This is a genomic window from Streptomyces sp. NBC_01381 (genome assembly GCF_026340305.1).
Classification (GTDB): domain Bacteria; phylum Actinomycetota; class Actinomycetes; order Streptomycetales; family Streptomycetaceae; genus Streptomyces.
In genome coordinates this window covers 497,054-513,709 of sequence record NZ_JAPEPI010000003.1, presented here as the reverse complement: position 1 = coordinate 513,709, position 16,656 = coordinate 497,054, and the positions used below count along the sequence as shown (strand labels likewise).

Sequence of the window (16,656 nt, the reverse complement as noted above, 5' to 3'; positions counted from 1 at the left end):
TATCCGGGTCGGCGCGCGCCAAGCGCGGCGGACGCGCCGGGCGACGACGCCGGCCGAAGGGCCGGCCGCCGCCGCCCGGCGGCAGGTCAGCGCACCCTGCCGTACGAGACGCTCTTGCTCCAGATCTTCTCGAGCCGCACCACGGTGTTCGACTTCGGGGCGTGCCAGATCCGGCCCTTACCCGCGTAGATGCCGACGTGGTAGACGTTCCGGCCGGAGTGGAAGAAGACCAGGTCGCCGCGTGAGCGGTTGGACGCGGAGACGTGCCGGGTCTTGTTGTACTGCTGTGCGGCGGTGCGCGGGAGCTTCTTGCCGGCGCGCTTGAACGAGTAGAGCGTCAGGCCCGAGCAGTCGAACCGGTTGGGCCCCGCGGCGCCGTAGCGGTAGGGCGAGCCCTTCTTGGACGCAGCGATCTTCAGGGCCTTCGTTCCGTGTGTCGCGGCCTGGGCCTCCGTCGTGAGCCCTGGAGCCACGAGGGTGCCGCCGACGACGGCGAGCGTGAGAGCCGATGCGCAACCGGCCCTGGTGAGCAGCGACGGAACATGATTCAGCGCGGTCATGCGCAACCCTTCGTCAGCCGCCTGTGAAGGATGACCTGTCGGATTCGGGCTGACAAAGTTGCCCGGCCGCGGTGTGCGGCTTCACCCCAAGGGCCGTTGTCCGGACCTTCCGGACCGACCCGTCGTGCCTGGGTCCTCCACTCCTGCCGGTGCACCGATGTCGACCGGGCATCCGGGCGGCGGCAGGACTCGGCGTCCGCCCGGACCGCCCCGCCGCTGTGGCGGGGGCTTGTCGTCGGAAGGGATCTTGACCCGTCAACGGCGAGAAAACCGAGCCGAAACGGCGTTTTGTGAGGCTCCTCACGGCTGAACCGTTCAGGTGGACAACGCCGGATAAGGGCACCCTTCGCAGGGCTCGACGATCGCTCTACCAGCACCGGAAGGAGTCATTCCGGCCGTCGCGTACACCGCTGACGCACCTGTGACCGACCCCGTTGACGACGACCTGCTACGCCGAACGGGGTAGCCCGTCTGGTCCGTTTGAGACCGGCCCCGGACGGCTACAGCCCTGCCGGGCAGCCGACTTGATGGGGAATCAGGGCGCCGAAGGGGGCGGGACGGTGACCCGGCAGGACCGCCGCTCCCCGTCGAGCACGCGCAGCGCCCGCGCCAACGTCGGTGCGTGCACGGCGGTCTCGCCCCGCTGGTGCATCAACGTCAGCGCGTCCCGCAGCGCGGTGGCGCTGCCGACCAGGGCCTGGGCGGCGCGCAGTCCGCCGTACGTGTCGGACGCGCGGGCGGGGTTGATCCGGCCCAGCAGATCGACCACTTCGAGGTACCGGTCGATCAACTCGCCCTCGGCGCGGGTCAGTGCGGGCAGCGGAGGCAGTTCGGGCGGCAGCATCACCGGCTCACCTCGCGTCCGGGGTGCGGAGCGAGTCCTTGCTGCCGCGGAGCGAATCCTTGCGGCTGGGGATGATCCGGTCCACCAGGCCGTACGCGAGCGCTTCGGGCGCGCTGAGGATCTTGTCCCGCTCGATGTCCGCCGCGATGCGCTCCGGGCTCTGCCCCGTGTGCCGTACGAGGAGTTCCTCCAGGAGCGCACGGGTGCGCTGCAGCTCGGCCGCCTGAATCGCGAGGTCAGATGTCTGGCCCTGGATCGGCTCGCTGATCGAGGGCTGATGGATCAACACCCGGGCGCCGGGCAGCGCGTGGCGCTTTCCGTGGGTGCCGGCGGCAAGGAGGACCGCGGCCGCCGACGCGGCCTGACCCAGGCAGGTCGTCTCCACGTCGCAGGTGACGAACCGGATGGTGTCGTAGATCGCCGTCATCGCACTGAACGAGCCGCCGGGGGAGTTGATGTAGAGCGAGATGTCGCGGTCCGGCGCCAGGTATTCGAGGTGCATGAACTGCGCCATCACGTCGTTGGCCGAGGTGTCGTCGATCGGGGTGCCCAGGAAGACGATGCGCTCCTCGAGCAGCTTCGAGTACGGATCGAGAGTCCGCTTTCCCGAGCTGGTGCGCTCGGTGAACTCGGGCAGGACATAGCGGGCGGACGGTCGGTTCATGGCACGTCACTCCTCTTCCCGGGACCGGATGCGCCGGCCCGTGGCTCCTGTAGAAAATGTACAGGACGTACGTAACGATGGTCGGTGACGGCGGGTGAAACCGGTGGACAGAGATCACGAGAGCGGCAGACTGGCGCGCATGACCTCAACGGACCCCAAGGCCGACCTTTGCCGCTACCTGCAGTCCGCCCGCGACGCCCTGCTGTGGAAGCTCGAAGGCCTCTCCGGGTACGACGTCCGCCGCCCGCTGACGCCGACCGGCACCAACCTGCTGGGCCTGGTGAAGCACACGGCGGGCGTGGAACTCGGCTATCTCGGCGACACGTTCGGGCGCCCGTCCGGCGAGCCGCTGCCCTGGCTCGACGACGGCGCCGAGGGCAACGCGGACATGTGGGCCGCCGCCGACGAGTCACGTGAGTTCATCGTGGAGCTCTACCGCCGGGCATGGGCACACGCGGACGCGACGCTCGACGCGCTGGACCTGGACACGATCGGCAAGGTGCCGTGGTGGCCGAGCGGCAGGGACGAGGTGACGCTCCATCACGCCGTGGTGCGCGTGATCGCCGACACGCACCGGCACGCGGGCCACGCCGACATCGTCCGGGAACTCATCGACGGCGCCGTGGGCATGAACGAGGGCAACGACAGCATGCCGTCCAACGACAAGGCGTGGTGGGAGAACCATCGCGAACGCCTGGAACGGGTGGCCCGGGAGGCCGACCCGCAGGCGTGACAGCCCCGTTGGCGCGTTGGCCGAACCTGCCGCGGGGCCGTAGTGTCTGCCCGTCGCAGGCGAAGAGGATCACGGGGGGCAGCGGTGATGTGGACGAGGTGCCGCAGAGCGGCAGGTACGGCGATGGCCGTGGGGATGGTCGTCGTGGCCACCGGGTGCTTGCCGAAGGATTCGACCGACGCCCCGAAGGAGTCGCCCGACGAGCCGAAAGCGAAGGACTCGGCGTCCGCGTCCGCGTCCCCGTCGCTGTCGCCGTCTCCGTCCCGGCCGCTGACGGCCAAGAAGCTGAAGTCCCTCCTGCTGCGTGAGGGCGAAGTGCCGCAGGTGGACAGCGCGCCCGTACAGGGTCCCGTTGCCAAGTACGATCCGCGGGTTCTGGTGCCGGGCCCTGGATGCCAGGACGTGTTCGACGCCCTCGTCTCGCACGACGCGTCCACGTCCGTGATCCAGGACTTCTGGTGGAAGGACAACCAGTGGGGCGGCCGGACCTGGCTGGCCTCGTATGCCGGGCAGGGGGCGGCAGAGCAGTTCCAAGGGCTCAAGAAGGGGCTCAAGACCTGCAAGACGTTGGTGGGGACGACCCCGGACCAGAAGCTCAACTCCCGGATCACCATGGCGAAGGCGCCCGAATTGGGCGACGAGGCGGTCGCCTTCGACCTGAGCATGGACGGCCCGGGTGACACCGTGCTGACCGACCGTCAGACCTTCGTGCGGGTGGGCGCCCTCACCGTGAACATGAGCGACCGCAACGCGCAGCGCAATCCCGGGTTCCCGCTCGACGTGGTGATCGACAAGCAGGTCGCCCGGCTCACGCAGGAACCGCGCACCTGACCCCGGTGGACGCGGTGTGCGGACCTACGCCTCGGATCCGTAGGTCCCGTACTCCGGAAGTCCGGTCGATGCGAAGACATGCACCGACAGGCCGCCCGGTGTCGTCTGCTGGCTGACGAGCCGCAGACCGGCCGGCGCGCCGCCGTCCGGGAACAGCCGCCGGCCGCTGCCCACCACGACCGGGGCGATCGCGAGCCGCAGCGTGTCGACGAGCCCGGCGGCCAGCAGCGACTGGGCGAGCCGGGCGCTGCCGTGGATCTGCAGCTCCCGGCCGGGCTGCCGCTTCACCTCGGCGACCTGGGCGGGGACGTCGCCGGACAGGACGGTGGTCGGGTTCCAGTCGGCCTCGGTCAGGCTGTGGGAGGCCACGTACTTCGGCAGGCCGTTCATGATCCCGGCGAAGGGGTGGTCGGTCATCTGCGGCCAGTCCCGCGCGAAGTTCTGGTAGGTGCGGCGGCCGAAAAGCAGCGCGTCCGCCTCGCCGAGCCAGGTGCCGGCAAGGCGCTCGAACTCCTCGTCCAGGTGCGGCACGAACCAGCCACCCCGCGTGAAGCCGTCACTGGTGTCCTCGTCCGGGGCCCCCGGACCCTGGGAGACACCGTCGAGCGACAGGAACTCCTGCACGACCAGTTGCATCACGCACCACACTCTCTTCGGCAGCCACGACGGCGCCACTGTCCCATGCCCTCGGCGGCAGGTTCGGCCGACAGGCTGGGGGCCGCTCGCGCGCGGGAAGGAGCCGGGTCCGTACGCGAAGGAGGTTACGCAGCGTGACGCTGCGGGGGCGGGTGGCGGTTAAGCTGGGGGACATGGCCTACGAGATTCCGGTGACGCAAGCCCGAGCAGAGCTCGCCGATCTGATCAACCGCGTTGTGTACGGCGGTGAGCGCGTGGTCGTCACCCGGCACGGCAAGCCGCTCGTGGCCCTGGTCTCCGCCGCCGACCTGGAGCGGCTGCAGGAGCTTCCGGACGCCGCCGATGAGCAGGTGGTCAGCTCCGTCTCGTCGGTGCGCTCCACGTCGTCGTCGGGCGCGGGCCGGCAGCAGCGTTTCGGAATCGCCGCCGAACACCGGGGTCCCAACGCCACGTAGCCGCACCGCCTGGTCAGCGGGTCGGCACAGCCGTCTTCGTGCTGGTGGATCCGGTGCGAGATTCAAAGAGAAGGATCGTACGTTTTACGGGGTGACCTCACTCTGCGGCCGGTCCCGTCGCGCGTCAAGAAGGGGTAGTCGCCTACGTCGCGTGGCGGCCCGCGCGGCCCGCCGAGTATGGGCGAACCCAGCTGACGGTCATCGAACGGTCAAGTACTGGTTAACCTCGCTGAAACTCCGTCCAACTAGCCTGCGACGCCACGCCACCAGGGGATTTCGTAACCGGGGTGCGCAAGATCCAGCGCAATGCCTGTGTGTTACATCTATATCCGTCGCGGTGGCCGCGGCAGCCGGACCCCGCACGGTCCGGAGCGAGGACTGTGAGGTGGGACGCGTGCAACTGACCCCGCACGAGCAGGAGAGACTGCTCATTCATGTGGCCGCTGACGTGGCCGAGAAGCGAAGGGCGCGGGGGCTGCTGCTCAACCACCCCGAGGCGATCGCCCTGATCACTTCGCACATTCTCGAGGGCGCCCGCGACGGCCGGACCGTCGCCGAACTGATGTCGTCGGGGCGCAAGGTGCTCACCCGTGACGACGTCATGAGCGGCATCCCGGAGATGATCCACGACGTCCAGGTGGAGGCCACCTTCCCGGACGGCACCAAGCTCGTCACCGTCCACGACCCGATCGTCTGACGGGGGTTCCTGAGCCATGACTTCGGTGCACCCGCCGATACCCGGCGAGATCCTCTTCGCGGACGAGCCCGTCGCCTACAACGAGGGCCGCGCGACCACCGCCCTCACCGTCCTCAACGCCGCCGACCGCCCCATACAGGTCGGCTCCCACTACCACTTCGCCGAGGCCAACCCCGGTCTCGACTTCGACCGTGCGGCCGCGCACGGCAAGCGGCTCAACATCGCCGCCGGCACCGCCGTGCGCTTCGAGCCCGGAATCCCCGTCGACGTCGAACTCGTCCCGCTGGCCGGCAAGCGCATCGTGCCCGGCCTGCGCGGCGAGACCGGAGGTGCCCTCGATGCCTGAGCTGTCCCGTGCCGCGTACGCCGATCTGTTCGGCCCCACCACGGGCGACCGGATCCGGCTCGCCGACACCGACCTCCTCGTCGAGATCGAGGAGGACCGCTCCGGCGGACCCGGACGCTCCGGTGACGAGTCGGTGTTCGGCGGCGGCAAGGTCATCCGCGAGTCGATGGGGCAGTCCCGCACGACCCGCGCCGAAGGCACACCCGACACCGTCATCACCGGCGCCGTGATCATCGACCACTGGGGCATCGTCAAGGCCGACATCGGCATGCGTGACGGACGCATCACCGGCATCGGCAAGTCCGGCAACCCGGACACCATGGACGGCGTACACCCCGATCTCGTCATCGGCCCGGAGACCGAAGTCCTCGCGGGCAACGGCAAGATCCTCACCGCCGGCGGCATCGACACCCACATCCACTTCATCTCGCCGACCATCGTCGACGAGGCGCTCGCCTCCGGCGTCACCACCCTCATCGGGGGTGGCACGGGGCCCGCCGAGGGCAGCAAGGCGACCACCATCACGCCCGGCTCCTGGCACCTGGCCCGGATGTTCGCGGCGATGGAGTCAAGCCCCGTCAACATCGGCTTCCTCGGCAAGGGCAACACGGTCTCCAGCGAGTCCATGCACGCCCAACTGCGGGCCGGCGCGGTGAGCTTCAAGATCCATGAGGACTGGGGCGCCACGCCCGCCACCATCGACGCCTGTCTGAACGTCTGCGAGGACACCGGCGCCCAACTCGCCGTCCACACCGACACCCTGAACGAGGCGGGCTTCGTCGACGCCACGTTCGGCGCCGTCGCGGGACGCACCCTGCACGCCTTCCACGTCGAGGGCGCGGGCGGCGGGCACGCCCCGGACATGATCACGGCGGTGTCGCTGCCGAACATGCTGCCGAGCTCCACCAACCCGACCCGGCCGCACACCGTCAACACCGTCGAGGAACACCTCGACATGCTGATGGTCTGCCACCACCTCAACCCGGCGGTCCCCGAGGACCTCGCCTTCGCCGAGTCACGCATCCGGCCCACCACCATCGGGGCCGAGGACATCCTGCACGACCTCGGCGCCATCTCGATCATGTCGTCGGACTCACAGGCCATGGGGCGCATCGGCGAGGTCGTCATGCGAACCTGGCAGACCGCGCACGTGATGAAGCGTCGGCGTGGCTCCCTGCCGGGAGACACGCGCGCGGACAACCGGCGTGCGCGTCGCTATGTCGCCAAGTACACGATCAACCCGGCCGTCGCGCAGGGCATCGACCACGAGATCGGCTCGGTCGAGACCGGCAAGCTCGCCGACCTCGTGCTGTGGGACCCGGCGTTCTTCGGCGTCAAGCCGCAGGTCGTCATCAAGGGCGGGCAGATCGCGTACGCGCAGATGGGCGACGCCAACGCCTCCATCCCCACGCCGCAGCCGGTCCTTCCGCGGCCCATGTTCGGCGCGCGGGGCGCGGCACCGGGGCTTAACTCGGTCAACTTCGTAACCCAGTCCGCGCTCGACGACGGGCTGCCCGAACGGCTCGGCCTGGCCAAGGAGTTCACCGCGATCCGCTCTACGCGGGGGCGTACCAAGGCCGACATGCGCGAGAACGACGCCCTGCCGCGGGTGGAGGTCGCTCCCGACAGCTTCGCCGTCACCATCGACGGGGAGCTGGTCGAACCGTCACCCGCCGCCGAACTGCCGCTCGCGCAGCGGTATTTCCTGTTCTGATGGCGGATGTGCGTGATGTCTAGGGCCGCACTGCTCGTTCTGGCCGACGGCCGCTTTCCCGCCGGAGGGCACGCGCACTCCGGCGGGGCCGAAGAGGCCGTCAAGGCGGGGCGGGTCAGCGGAGCCGCGAGCCTGGAGTCCTTCTGCCGGGGGCGGCTGCACACGACGGGGCTCGTGTCCGCCGCGCTGGCCGCGGCCGCCGCGCTGGGGATCGATCCGCTGGATCTTGACGAGGCCGCCGACGCCCGTACGCCGTCGCCCGCGCTGCGGGTGGCCGGGCGGCGGCTCGGGCGGCAGATGATGCGGGCCGCGCGGGCGGCGTGGCCCGATCCCTCGCTGGACCAACTGGCCGCCGCCCGTCCCAAGGGCGCGCATCAGCCGGTCGTGCTCGGGCTTGCCGCCCGGGCTGCGGGGCTTGGGCCCGAGGATGCCGCGTACTGCTCCGCGTACGAGTGCGTCAGCGGGCCCGCGACCGCGACGGTGCGGTTGCTGAGCCTTGATCCCTTTGACGCCACGGGGGTGCTGGCCCGGCTCGCCCCCGAGCTCGACCTCGTCGCGCGGGAGGCGGCGGAGGCCGCGCGATGCGCTCTCGACGAGGGTGTCGACGCGCTGCCCGCGGCATCCGCACCGCTCCTGGAGGTCGGGGCGGAGGCCCACGCGGCGTGGCCTGTGCGGTTGTTCGCGTCGTAGAGATCGCCCCCCCCGAGGGCTTGAAGTGGCCGCCGCACAGGGCGAAATGAACTGCTGAACCAGAGGAGTCGCACCATGCATCTCGATCACTCCCACGACGAAGCCGCCGCCGTGAGCGCCGACGCACATCGTCCCGACGGACGCCGCCGTGCCCTGCGCATCGGGCTCGGCGGGCCCGTGGGGTCCGGCAAGACCGCCACCGTCGCCGCGCTCTGCAAGGCGTTGCGGGACGAACTGGCGCTCGCCGTCGTCACGAACGACATCTACACCCGCGAGGACGCCGAGTTCCTGCTGCGCGAAGCCGTGCTGCCGCCCGAGCGGATCACCGCCGTGGAGACCGGGGCCTGCCCGCACACTGCGATCCGCGACGACATCTCCGCCAACCTGGAGGCCGTCGAGGACCTGGAGGACGAAGTCGGGCCGCTGGACCTGATCCTGGTCGAGTCCGGCGGAGACAACCTCACCGCCACCTTCTCCAAGGGGCTCATCGACGGGCAGATCTTCGTGATCGACGTCGCCGGCGGCGACGACATTCCGCGCAAGGGCGGACCCGGTGTCACCACCGCCGATCTGCTCGTCGTGAACAAGACGGACCTCGCGCCGTACGTCGGCTCCGACCTCGGCCGGATGGCGGCGGACGCCAAGGCGCAGCGCGCCGAACTGCCCGTCGTATTCCAGTCGTTGAGGTCCGAAGAGGGTGTCGGGCCGGTGGCCGCCTGGGTGCGTGAGCAGTACGCCGCCTGGACCGCGTCCGCATGACCGTCGCGATCGCGGCCTCCGGGGTCCGCGCCACCGCCCGTATCGGCGCGCGGGGCAACGGCCGGGGCGGCACCGACCTGCCCGTGCTCGACGGGGAAGGCCCGCTCGCCGTGCGCCGCACCCGCTCGGCGGGAAAGGGCGCCCACGTCACGCTCGTCGGGGCGATGAGCGCGCCGCTCGGGGGCGACCGGCTGACCGTGGAGGCCGCCGCCCACGCGGGGGCCCGCCTGCGCGTCGGGTCCGCCGCGGCCACGCTCGCGCTGCCGGGCCAGTCGAAGGAGCCCGCGCGCTACGACGTACGGATCACGGTCGGTGACGATGCCGAGCTGCGCTGGCTGCCCGAGCAGTTGATCTCCGTACGCGACAGCGAGCTGCGCGTCACCACGCGGGCCGAGCTCGCCGCGGGCGCGAGCCTGGTGCTGCGGGAGGAGCAGGTGCTCGGCCGGACCGGGGAAGGGCCTGGGCGGCTCACCAGCCGGCTCACCGTGCGCCGCGCCGGACGGCCGCTGCTCGACCAGGAGCTGTCCTGCGGGCCCGGCGCACCCGGGGGATGGGACGGGCCCGCCGCCCTCGCCGGGCATCGCGCCATCGGGCAACTGGTCGTCGTACACCCGGAGTTCGAGCAGGAGAAGCCCGCGCCCGCGCTGCTCGGCGACGGGGCGGTCCGGATGCCGCTCGCCGGTCCCGGCGTCCTCGTCACCGTCGTCGCGCCGGACGCGCTGCGCGTGCGGCGCGCCCTCGACGAGGCGTTGCGCACTCTGACGTGAACGGGGGCATATCCGCTCAGCGGAGTTCCCTGCACCGCCTATCGGATTGGCAACTGGGGGTGGGAGTTGGCCTGCGGTTGGAGTGTCTCTCACCTGCGATGATGGTCCGCTGACGTCCACGGTTGTTCGCGGCTGTGCGTCGGCGTTGTCACGCGGATAGTCACTCGGAGGGCGCTCACATGCCGGTCCCCAGGTCACAATCACAATCTTGAGTCTCCGACGAACCTGGGGCGGTGGCAGGGTCAGGTTTGCCTCGCGACCAGTCCGCCCGCCCGTGCCTGGCGTAGGATCGCGCAGCGAATGAAAGCGCCCTGTGTCCAGGCGAGTTGGGGGAACCTTGGAAGCAGCGCGGGTCTTCTTCGGCCTGACAGCACCGTTGGTCGTGTCCTGGGAGCGAAAATGGTTCACGGCTCGTCCTGGGCTATCGGTTTTGCTCACACTCGTGTACGGCACCTACGCCATAGCTCCATACATCGATGAGCCCAGGTCTTGGAGCGCGTTAGCAACTGCAGCACTGCTAGCGCTGGGCTGCATCCTGCTCTACCGGTCTCCATCCACCCCGTCTCTCGGGTTCTCGATCACGAGTCCACTGCCCACGGGAGTGAGCACCAGCAAACAGCTAGGCGTCGTGACGGTGATGCTTGCCGTGCTAGCCGGCATATGGACAGCGTGGGCTACAGCCTCGATGTTCGTCGATCACCTGCTACAAAATGACACGCTGGCCGTGATGCTCTCCGCTCTACTCATTGCAGTCTTCGGTGGGGGAGCCTTTGTCAAGGCGGCAACCGACCCCGTGGTAGAAGAGGTCTATAGGCTACCTAACGGGTCAAATAGGGATACCGCCCTTGCGTTGATTCGTAGCGGCGGTCGGGGTATCGGCCTCATCGAGCGTGGGCTGCTGTTCGCTTTCCTCGCCGCTGGTCAACCCGAGGCCGCCGCCTTGGTGTTGGCGGCCAAAGCGTTGGCACGTGCTCCAGTCGATCACGTCAACCAAGCATCGAAGTACTTCCTTACCGGTACGCTGGCAAGTGTCATCGCAGCATTGGTCATGAGTGTGGCTGCACGCGCGGCAGTGGGGCTGCCTATCCTCTAGGAGGATCTTTGGGACTGCGGCAGCACCCCTTCGTCCGTGAGTTGCTAACCCTGCACTTGCCCACAGATGACTATGTGGTGGCCGGAAGCGGCCCATTGCTTGCGCATGGTCTCAGGCAGGACGTGAATGATCTCGACATCGTGGCACGTGCGGACGCCTGGAAGATCGCTTTGAGCATGGCCGACGCCACGGTACCTCCGTCAGGTCATGGTCTGATGGTGGTGCTCTTCGATGGCGACATCGAGATCTTCGACCGGTGGCTGCCGGGGGCGCCAGATGCTGACGAATTGATCAATTCGGCGGAGCTGGTAGAAGGTATCCCTTTTTGTCCACTCTCTCGGGTCCTGGAGTGGAAAACGCGCTCCAATCGGGAAAAGGATATGCGGGATATTAAGCTGATTATGGAACGTGTGGATGTAAAGTGAGCATTCCCGTCTGCTCACCCTGCAGGTCGGCGCGTAGGTCGGCGGAGCGGCTTTGGGCTGGAGCTGCTTTGGGGCGAGTGATCATGGCCCCGTAAGCTCATCGCGAGTCGGGCAGTCTGTGGACCTGCCCGTTAAAGCACGACGTTGGGGCCATGATCTTAGAGGCTCGCCCCAAAGTGGCTGCGTAAAGCCGTGGAGCCGACCGCCCCGGCCGATGGGCCTCGTCCATGGGAGCGGGTTCGACGGCATCGCGCCGCCGCCGCGATCCGGCCTCGGTTTGTAAGCACAAAGCGTCTTTTGCCTGTACGGCTCCTCCCCCTTGCCCCATGCTTGCTCTTCTCCCCTTGTGGGTGCGGATGGGCGACGACGCGTGCGCCCCGCTGGCGGAGACATGGCGAGGGCTCGCGCGTCGGCGCCCATCCGGCGCCGACGCACTCTGTGCGGCTCACGATTCCTTGCGGATCGACCTAACTCTGTTAGGCCTCTGGTTTTTGGGGTTCTAGGGGTCTGCCTGTACGTATGCGACTAGGGCATGTTGTTGCTCTTGGTCTTTTCCCTCTTCAGAGGCCGGATCGCGGCGGCGGCGCGATGCCGGCGTATACGCGTCACCGCGGGCGTTGGCCCTCAGGCGTGGGCGGTGTTGGCGACCCTGGCGGTACATGGTCTGCGAGCGGAGCGAGCCTCTTGATGATGTAGGGAAACTTTGTCCGCGCTGCGGTTCCTAGAGCGGGCTCGACTGCTCGATGATCCAAGTTCGATAGGCAGGCGTGGCATCGGTGATCGGCATGGTGATGATGCTGGGCACTTTGTACGGATGCTCTCGTTGCGTTCGAGCGATGATCTCGGGAACGCGATCCGGCACAGTGCGCAGGGTGGCAAGCGCCTCGTCGGCTTCGTGAACCTCGCCCTCCCACCTGTACGTGGTGCTGACCGGACTGACGTGCCCAACAGCGCACAGCCGATCGGTCACCATGTTGCGCACCAGGGACTTGAGCCACTTCGCATCCGGCGCGGTGATCAGGACTGCGCAGACCTCCGTCACAGGGATGTCCCTCGATCCTCTCGGAGCCGGGTGTTCAGCTCCACGGCCTCATCCTTGGTTCGGGCGGCTGTTCCCCACCCGGTCATGACCTTGCCGTCAAAACCGAGACCCACCCAGCGGCCGGACATGCTGATCCCGTGGGGGTGCAGTACGAAGTAGAGAGTCCCCTTCGAACGCACCGGACCATCGTTGGCTACGTACCAACCCATGAGGACTTCTTGGTCCCATAGGCGGAGCTCCCCACGCCAGTGGTAGCCACCTGCTTCGACACTGAGGCCGCGAGCCATGGTGTCGAGGTGAATCAACTCCTCTTGCTGCGCGAAGCTGACCTGCTGCGCTGCGATGGCCTCTTCCCCGCCCCTTGAGGTCTGCCACGTCATCCACCAAGTGCCCGACAGGTCGATTCGGTGTGCGGGTTGGCCAGCCAACTCGTTGACGGTGATCCCCAACGCGTGCGCGATGGCTACGGCAACGGACAGTACGGGCTGTTGCTCGCCGGCTTCGTACCGCCTGACCTGGCGGCGATCGACGCCTGCGGCTGCGGCCAGATCGGCCTGAGACATGCCCAACTCGCCACGCCGTTTTTTGATCACTTCATGCAACTCCATGCTTCCCATATTAGGGGACGCCTTAGTCCTTGACGAGCGGACACATTGGTCCCCATGATGAGAGGAAGAATTAGTCCTCTCCTGGAGGGCTAAAAAGTAGGGGGCTGTTTGTCGCCTCGGGTGACTGTGCCGCTCCCTCCCTTCGATCAAGGAGTAACCGTCGTGCGGATCATGCCTCTGAACCCGGAGCGTTGGACGTCTGTGATGTTGATGCAGGCCCCGGAGCCGAAGATCAAGAACAAGAAGACGGACGAGAAGGCGTACGACACGAACACGGGCGAACTGCTGATGAGCGTCAACGTCGCTCTGATCAACATCGACGGCAAGCCGGACGTAGACACCTTCACCATCCCGGAGTCCGGGATCGCCGAGGGTCTGGTGCCGGGGATGCAGGTGACCTTGGTCGAGCCGTTCGGCCGCCCGTGGGAAAACGACTTCGGGCACGGCATCAGCTACCGCGCAACCGCCGTGATGGCCGCTCAGGTTCCGGCCATGGCCAACGGCAAGGGTTGATCGCCATGACCGAACTCTTAGTGCTTGCCGCCCTGTTGGTGCTGGTCGCCCTGATAGCGCGGGCCAAGGCTCCGGCCGTGTACTGGTCGCTGTTCGGCCTCCCGGCTGCTCTGTACCGGATCCTCTCGGCCTACCGGCAGACCATGGAAGCCTGTGAGCTGACGGTCTCCCCTCCCTGGTGGAGGGTGCTCGCCAAGAACGCGACCAGCCAGCAGGATGCACGGCCCGGCGTCCCGAAGGTGCGCGGGATCCGCCCGACCACCACGGGATTGCGGCTGCGGCTTCACCTGGCGGCAGGTCTGGCCCCAGACGATGTGGTCAAGTCGGCTGACCGGCTGCGGCATGCCTGGCGCGTGTACTCGATGCACGTCGCCGAACTCAAACCCGGCGTGGTCGAGCTGCGCATGACCGGCTTCGACATCCTCGACCGCGTACGGATGCCGCGCCGGCTGGCCCCTGGCCCACTGTCCGCGGTAGTGGCCCTGCGCGAGGACGGACGCCCCTTCGTCCGCGACTACCGCAAGATCCCCCACGCGTTGACGCTGGGCGCGAGCGACTCCGGTAAGTCGATGTACCAGCGGTGTCTGATCAAAGCCCTCGCCCCGCTGGATGTGGCGCTGGTCGGCATCGACTGCAAGCGCGGTGTGGAGCAGGCCCCGTTCGCGGAACGTCTCTCCGCCCTGGCCACCGACCCGGATCAGGGCACAAGGGCTGCTTGACGCCCTGGTGACGGAGATGGAAGACCGCTTCGACCTGCTGTGCCTGCATCAGGGCATCGCCCCGGGCACTGCTCTTCAAGACATCACCTCTGACATCTGGGGCCTGCCCAGGCACCTGCGTCCGGTGCCGATCGTGGTGCTGATCGATCAGATCGCCGAACTGTTCTTCGTGGTTTCCACCGAGGACCGCAAGCGCCGCGATCACGTCGTCACCCAGCTCGTGCGCCTGGCCCAGCTGTCCCGTGCGGTCGGTATCTATCTGGAAGTGAACGCGCAGCGCTTCGGTACCGATCTCGGCAAGGGTGCTACCGCCCTGCGTGCCCAGTTGACCGGCCGTGTGGTGCACCGCTGCAACGACAAGCAGACCGCGGAAATGGGATTGGGCGACATCAGTGATCTCGCCGTACCGGCCGCTACCGCCATCGCCCCGGAGCGCCGCGGCACCGCGATTGCCGGGGACACCTCGGGCGGCTGGACCCGGATCCGCACCCCCAAGACCAGCCTGGGGGAGGTGGCCACGGTGTGCCGCCAGTACGCCCACCTGGTCCCCATGATCCCGGCCCTGCGCCCCTTCCGCCCGGCCCGCACGGAGGTCCCGGCTCCCGCGAAGGCCCTGTAGCCACACCCCCTCAACGGTCGGCGTGACCACTCTCGCGCCAACTCCCTACCCCCTCCATGCCTGATCCAGGAAGGACCACCCGTCATGTGCGCGAACTGCGACGACTTGAACCGCACGGTGCTGCTCCTCGGCTTCCTGTGCATCTACGCCGAACAGCCGGGCGCCGACCAGGACTTCGCCGATGTCGTTGGCGGCGCTCTGGCCTCCTCGCTGCCGATCGACTCCGCTCCGACGTTCTTCGACCCGTCCGGGGAGTGAGCGCCATGGCCGCGAAGAAGACCCCGGCCCGCAAGCTCACGGCCGCGAAGTGCAAGCCGTGCAAGGGCACGGGAGAGGTCTCCCGCCCCGTCCGTGTCGGCCGTAAGCACCGCGTCGTCGGCGAACAGACCGGGATGTGCCTGGCCTGCTTCGGCTCCGGAGAAGCCCCCACCAACTGAACACCGCCGGTACCGGGCGGCCGGACTCCACACCCCGCCCGGTACCGGCCCCAACTCACCAAAGGAGCACGTGATGGACCTGTTTGGAACCTCACCCAAGACCGCTCAGACACCGAGGTCCGTACCGAAGCGCGAGTGTCCGCAGTGCTGGCGCCACGCCTACGACCCCCAAATTCACCGGGGCCTGCGGGGGGACTGCGCTGCATGCGTTGACCACATGATCAACGGCTGCCCCGGCTTCAACCGCCGCTGAACGCCACAACCTGCCCAACTACGCGAAGGAGGTGAAGACATGTCCCGCTCGATCCGTCCCGATGCCGTCCTCATCCAAGCCGTGATTGCCGGAGCCCTGTCCTTTGCCCACCTGCACGACATCGCCGACGCGGCCGGACAGACCGGCTGGAAAGCCTGGGCCTACCCGATCTCGGTAGACCTGCTCCTCGTCGCGGCCTGGCGACGGCTCCGTACCGGAGACACCCCGCGCCTGGCCTGGTTCTGGTTCGTGGTCGCCCTGATCGCCTCGCTCGGTGCGAACGTCGCCACCGCGGGCTTCCTCGACCTGGCCCACGTCCCGGCCTGGCTGCGCTTCCTGGTTGCCGGCTGGCCCGCGCTCGCTTTCCTCGGCGGCACCCTCCTGGCCCACCACCCCGACCACGCACCCGAACCGGTGGCGACGCTGCCCGCCGTGCCGACCGAATCGGCCCCCGCTGAACACGTGGTTGAGCCGGTGGCCGAAGCGCTCGATGCCCCCGAACCTGCTCCCAACGCTCCCGCACTTCCTGCTGCTGAGCCCGTGGTGAAGGTTCCGCGGGCGCTCGTGGATCGCGCTCAGAAGATCGCTGACGCTCACCGCGCCTCGACCGGTGGCCCGATCGACTCCACCACCCTGCGTACCCGCCTGGGTGTGCCCGCTCCCATGGCTGAGGCCATCACCCTCCAACTCGCCTGAAAGGACAGACCTGTCATGACCGTTCCGCTCTGGCTCGCGCTTGCGGTCGTCGGCTACCTCGGCGTCAAGCTCTTCCGTCCGCCGCTCTGGCTCGTCGCCCTGCTCCTCCTCGGCGGCTACCTGCTGTCCGACAGCCTCTTCGCCCCACTCATCGACACCCAGGTCAAGTAACCCCACCCAGAAGGGAGATCCACCGATGTTCAAGCCCAAGTACCCCACCCCGGACACCTACCCCACGATCAACACCGCCGTGCCCCCGGCCCCCGATCACAACCCCGCTCCGGCGCCTCAGCCCGCTCCCCTGGCCCGCACCTCGGCAGCCGTCGAGCTGGTCAAGAGCAACCCCGTGCTGGTCCTTGGCGGGCTTGTCGTCGGCGGTTTGCTGCTGACCTCGATGTTCCTCGCCATCGCCATCACGGCCGGCTCGCTCGCCCTGCTCGCCGTGGTCATCCGCTCGCTCATGAACGACCGACGCTGACCGGCCCCCGGGGCGGCCTCAACCGCCAAGTCTCATCCGCCCCGGACGGCACGGCCCCTACCCGATCAAGCAACCGG

23 protein-coding genes, 1 pseudogene and 1 riboswitch are annotated in these 16,656 nt (G+C 68.4%); of the genes and pseudogenes, 18 read left to right on the top strand and 6 right to left on the bottom strand.

From position 1 onward, the window contains the following. Positions 1 to 86: 86 nt before the first annotated feature. The 3 genes from OG453_RS40620 to OG453_RS40610 all read right to left on the bottom strand — a co-directional run bounded on the left by OG453_RS40620 (position 87) and on the right by OG453_RS40610 (position 2,068). Positions 87 to 560 carry a C40 family peptidase gene (locus tag OG453_RS40620; RefSeq protein WP_266873735.1) on the bottom strand — a complete coding sequence of 158 codons (474 nt, stop codon included), beginning with the start codon at positions 558 to 560 and terminating at the stop codon, positions 87 to 89. A 3-nt stretch (positions 561 to 563) separates the two neighbouring features. Next, positions 564 to 730, bottom strand: a riboswitch (cyclic di-AMP (ydaO/yuaA leader). A gap of 365 nt (positions 731 to 1,095) precedes the next feature. Continuing rightward, entirely contained in the window at positions 1,096 to 1,404 is a 309-nt protein-coding gene (locus OG453_RS40615) for a hypothetical protein (protein WP_266873734.1), read from the bottom strand. A 7-nt stretch (positions 1,405 to 1,411) separates the two neighbouring features. Beyond that, complete coding sequence (locus tag OG453_RS40610) at positions 1,412 to 2,068, bottom strand: ATP-dependent Clp protease proteolytic subunit (protein ID WP_266873733.1); 657 nt, start codon at positions 2,066 to 2,068, stop codon at positions 1,412 to 1,414. Between the two features lie 139 nt (positions 2,069 to 2,207). Here OG453_RS40610 and OG453_RS40605 point away from each other — a divergent pair, with 139 nt between their 5' ends. Further along, positions 2,208 to 2,801: a DinB family protein gene (locus OG453_RS40605; RefSeq protein WP_266873732.1), complete on the top strand. Its 594-nt coding sequence runs from the start codon at positions 2,208 to 2,210 to the stop codon at positions 2,799 to 2,801. 123 nt (positions 2,802 to 2,924) lie between these two features. Then, on the top strand, positions 2,925 to 3,632 hold the full coding sequence (locus OG453_RS40600; protein ID WP_266873731.1) for a hypothetical protein: 708 nt from the start codon (positions 2,925 to 2,927) through the stop codon (positions 3,630 to 3,632). A 24-nt stretch (positions 3,633 to 3,656) separates the two neighbouring features. Here OG453_RS40600 and OG453_RS40595 read toward each other — a convergent pair whose 3' ends face one another. Continuing rightward, positions 3,657 to 4,268, bottom strand: coding sequence for a dihydrofolate reductase family protein (locus OG453_RS40595; protein ID WP_266873900.1), 612 nt, complete (start codon positions 4,266 to 4,268; stop codon positions 3,657 to 3,659). Between the two features lie 173 nt (positions 4,269 to 4,441). On the opposite strand from OG453_RS40595, the gene OG453_RS40590 reads away from it, so the two are divergent. From OG453_RS40590 to OG453_RS40550, 9 genes are all read left to right on the top strand, one after another. Continuing rightward, the gene (locus OG453_RS40590) at positions 4,442 to 4,723 is read left to right on the top strand and encodes a type II toxin-antitoxin system Phd/YefM family antitoxin (RefSeq protein WP_266873730.1); all 282 of its coding nucleotides are present in this window, start codon (positions 4,442 to 4,444) and stop codon (positions 4,721 to 4,723) included. Positions 4,724 to 5,117: 394 nt separating this feature from the next. After that, the gene (locus OG453_RS40585) at positions 5,118 to 5,420 is read left to right on the top strand and encodes an urease subunit gamma (protein WP_266873899.1); all 303 of its coding nucleotides are present in this window, start codon (positions 5,118 to 5,120) and stop codon (positions 5,418 to 5,420) included. Between the two features lie 16 nt (positions 5,421 to 5,436). Further along, on the top strand, positions 5,437 to 5,766 hold the full coding sequence (locus tag OG453_RS40580; RefSeq protein WP_135330071.1) for an urease subunit beta: 330 nt from the start codon (positions 5,437 to 5,439) through the stop codon (positions 5,764 to 5,766). Beyond that, the gene (locus OG453_RS40575; RefSeq protein WP_266873729.1) at positions 5,759 to 7,480 is read left to right on the top strand and encodes an urease subunit alpha; all 1,722 of its coding nucleotides are present in this window, start codon (positions 5,759 to 5,761) and stop codon (positions 7,478 to 7,480) included. The genes OG453_RS40580 and OG453_RS40575 overlap by 8 nt, the downstream gene beginning before the upstream one ends. Positions 7,481 to 7,495: 15 nt before the next feature. Next, the gene (locus OG453_RS40570) at positions 7,496 to 8,170 is read left to right on the top strand and encodes an urease accessory protein UreF (RefSeq protein WP_266873728.1); all 675 of its coding nucleotides are present in this window, start codon (positions 7,496 to 7,498) and stop codon (positions 8,168 to 8,170) included. A gap of 75 nt (positions 8,171 to 8,245) precedes the next feature. Then, positions 8,246 to 8,929: an urease accessory protein UreG gene (ureG, locus tag OG453_RS40565; protein WP_266873727.1), complete on the top strand. Its 684-nt coding sequence runs from the start codon at positions 8,246 to 8,248 to the stop codon at positions 8,927 to 8,929. Then, complete coding sequence (locus OG453_RS40560; protein ID WP_266873726.1) at positions 8,926 to 9,696, top strand: urease accessory protein UreD; 771 nt, start codon at positions 8,926 to 8,928, stop codon at positions 9,694 to 9,696. Before ureG ends, OG453_RS40560 begins: the two co-directional genes overlap by 4 nt. 442 nt (positions 9,697 to 10,138) lie before the next feature. Continuing rightward, positions 10,139 to 10,789: a hypothetical protein gene (locus OG453_RS40555; RefSeq protein ID WP_266873725.1), complete on the top strand. Its 651-nt coding sequence runs from the start codon at positions 10,139 to 10,141 to the stop codon at positions 10,787 to 10,789. Between the two features lie 8 nt (positions 10,790 to 10,797). Beyond that, positions 10,798 to 11,214, top strand: a complete 417-nt coding sequence (locus tag OG453_RS40550; RefSeq protein WP_266873724.1) for a hypothetical protein — start codon at positions 10,798 to 10,800, stop codon at positions 11,212 to 11,214. Between the two features lie 721 nt (positions 11,215 to 11,935). Here OG453_RS40550 and cutA read toward each other — a convergent pair. Next, a complete protein-coding gene (gene cutA / locus OG453_RS40545; protein ID WP_266873723.1) occupies positions 11,936 to 12,256 on the bottom strand; it encodes a divalent-cation tolerance protein CutA in 321 nt (106 codons plus the stop codon). Beyond that, positions 12,253 to 12,864, bottom strand: coding sequence for a helix-turn-helix transcriptional regulator (locus tag OG453_RS40540; RefSeq protein WP_266873722.1), 612 nt, complete (start codon positions 12,862 to 12,864; stop codon positions 12,253 to 12,255). The genes cutA and OG453_RS40540 overlap by 4 nt, the downstream gene beginning before the upstream one ends. A 171-nt stretch (positions 12,865 to 13,035) precedes the next feature. Between OG453_RS40540 and OG453_RS40535 the strand changes: the two genes are divergently transcribed. The 7 genes and pseudogenes from OG453_RS40535 (at position 13,036) to OG453_RS40500 (ending at position 16,579) form a co-directional block, all read left to right on the top strand. Beyond that, positions 13,036 to 13,377: a hypothetical protein gene (locus OG453_RS40535; protein ID WP_266873898.1), complete on the top strand. Its 342-nt coding sequence runs from the start codon at positions 13,036 to 13,038 to the stop codon at positions 13,375 to 13,377. A 5-nt stretch (positions 13,378 to 13,382) separates the two neighbouring features. Further along, a pseudogene (locus tag OG453_RS40530) lies at positions 13,383 to 14,715 on the top strand (FtsK/SpoIIIE domain-containing protein). 84 nt (positions 14,716 to 14,799) lie between these two features. Next, positions 14,800 to 14,973 carry a hypothetical protein gene (locus tag OG453_RS40525; RefSeq protein WP_266873721.1) on the top strand — a complete coding sequence of 58 codons (174 nt, stop codon included), beginning with the start codon at positions 14,800 to 14,802 and terminating at the stop codon, positions 14,971 to 14,973. A 5-nt stretch (positions 14,974 to 14,978) separates the two neighbouring features. Further along, positions 14,979 to 15,152, top strand: coding sequence for a hypothetical protein (locus OG453_RS40520; protein ID WP_266873720.1), 174 nt, complete (start codon positions 14,979 to 14,981; stop codon positions 15,150 to 15,152). A gap of 292 nt (positions 15,153 to 15,444) precedes the next feature. Next, positions 15,445 to 16,101 carry a DUF2637 domain-containing protein gene (locus tag OG453_RS40510; protein WP_266873719.1) on the top strand — a complete coding sequence of 219 codons (657 nt, stop codon included), beginning with the start codon at positions 15,445 to 15,447 and terminating at the stop codon, positions 16,099 to 16,101. Between the two features lie 15 nt (positions 16,102 to 16,116). Continuing rightward, positions 16,117 to 16,272: a hypothetical protein gene (locus OG453_RS40505; protein ID WP_266873718.1), complete on the top strand. Its 156-nt coding sequence runs from the start codon at positions 16,117 to 16,119 to the stop codon at positions 16,270 to 16,272. 25 nt (positions 16,273 to 16,297) lie between these two features. Continuing rightward, the gene (locus OG453_RS40500) at positions 16,298 to 16,579 is read left to right on the top strand and encodes a SpdD protein (RefSeq protein ID WP_266873717.1); all 282 of its coding nucleotides are present in this window, start codon (positions 16,298 to 16,300) and stop codon (positions 16,577 to 16,579) included. Positions 16,580 to 16,656 lie beyond the last annotated feature (77 nt).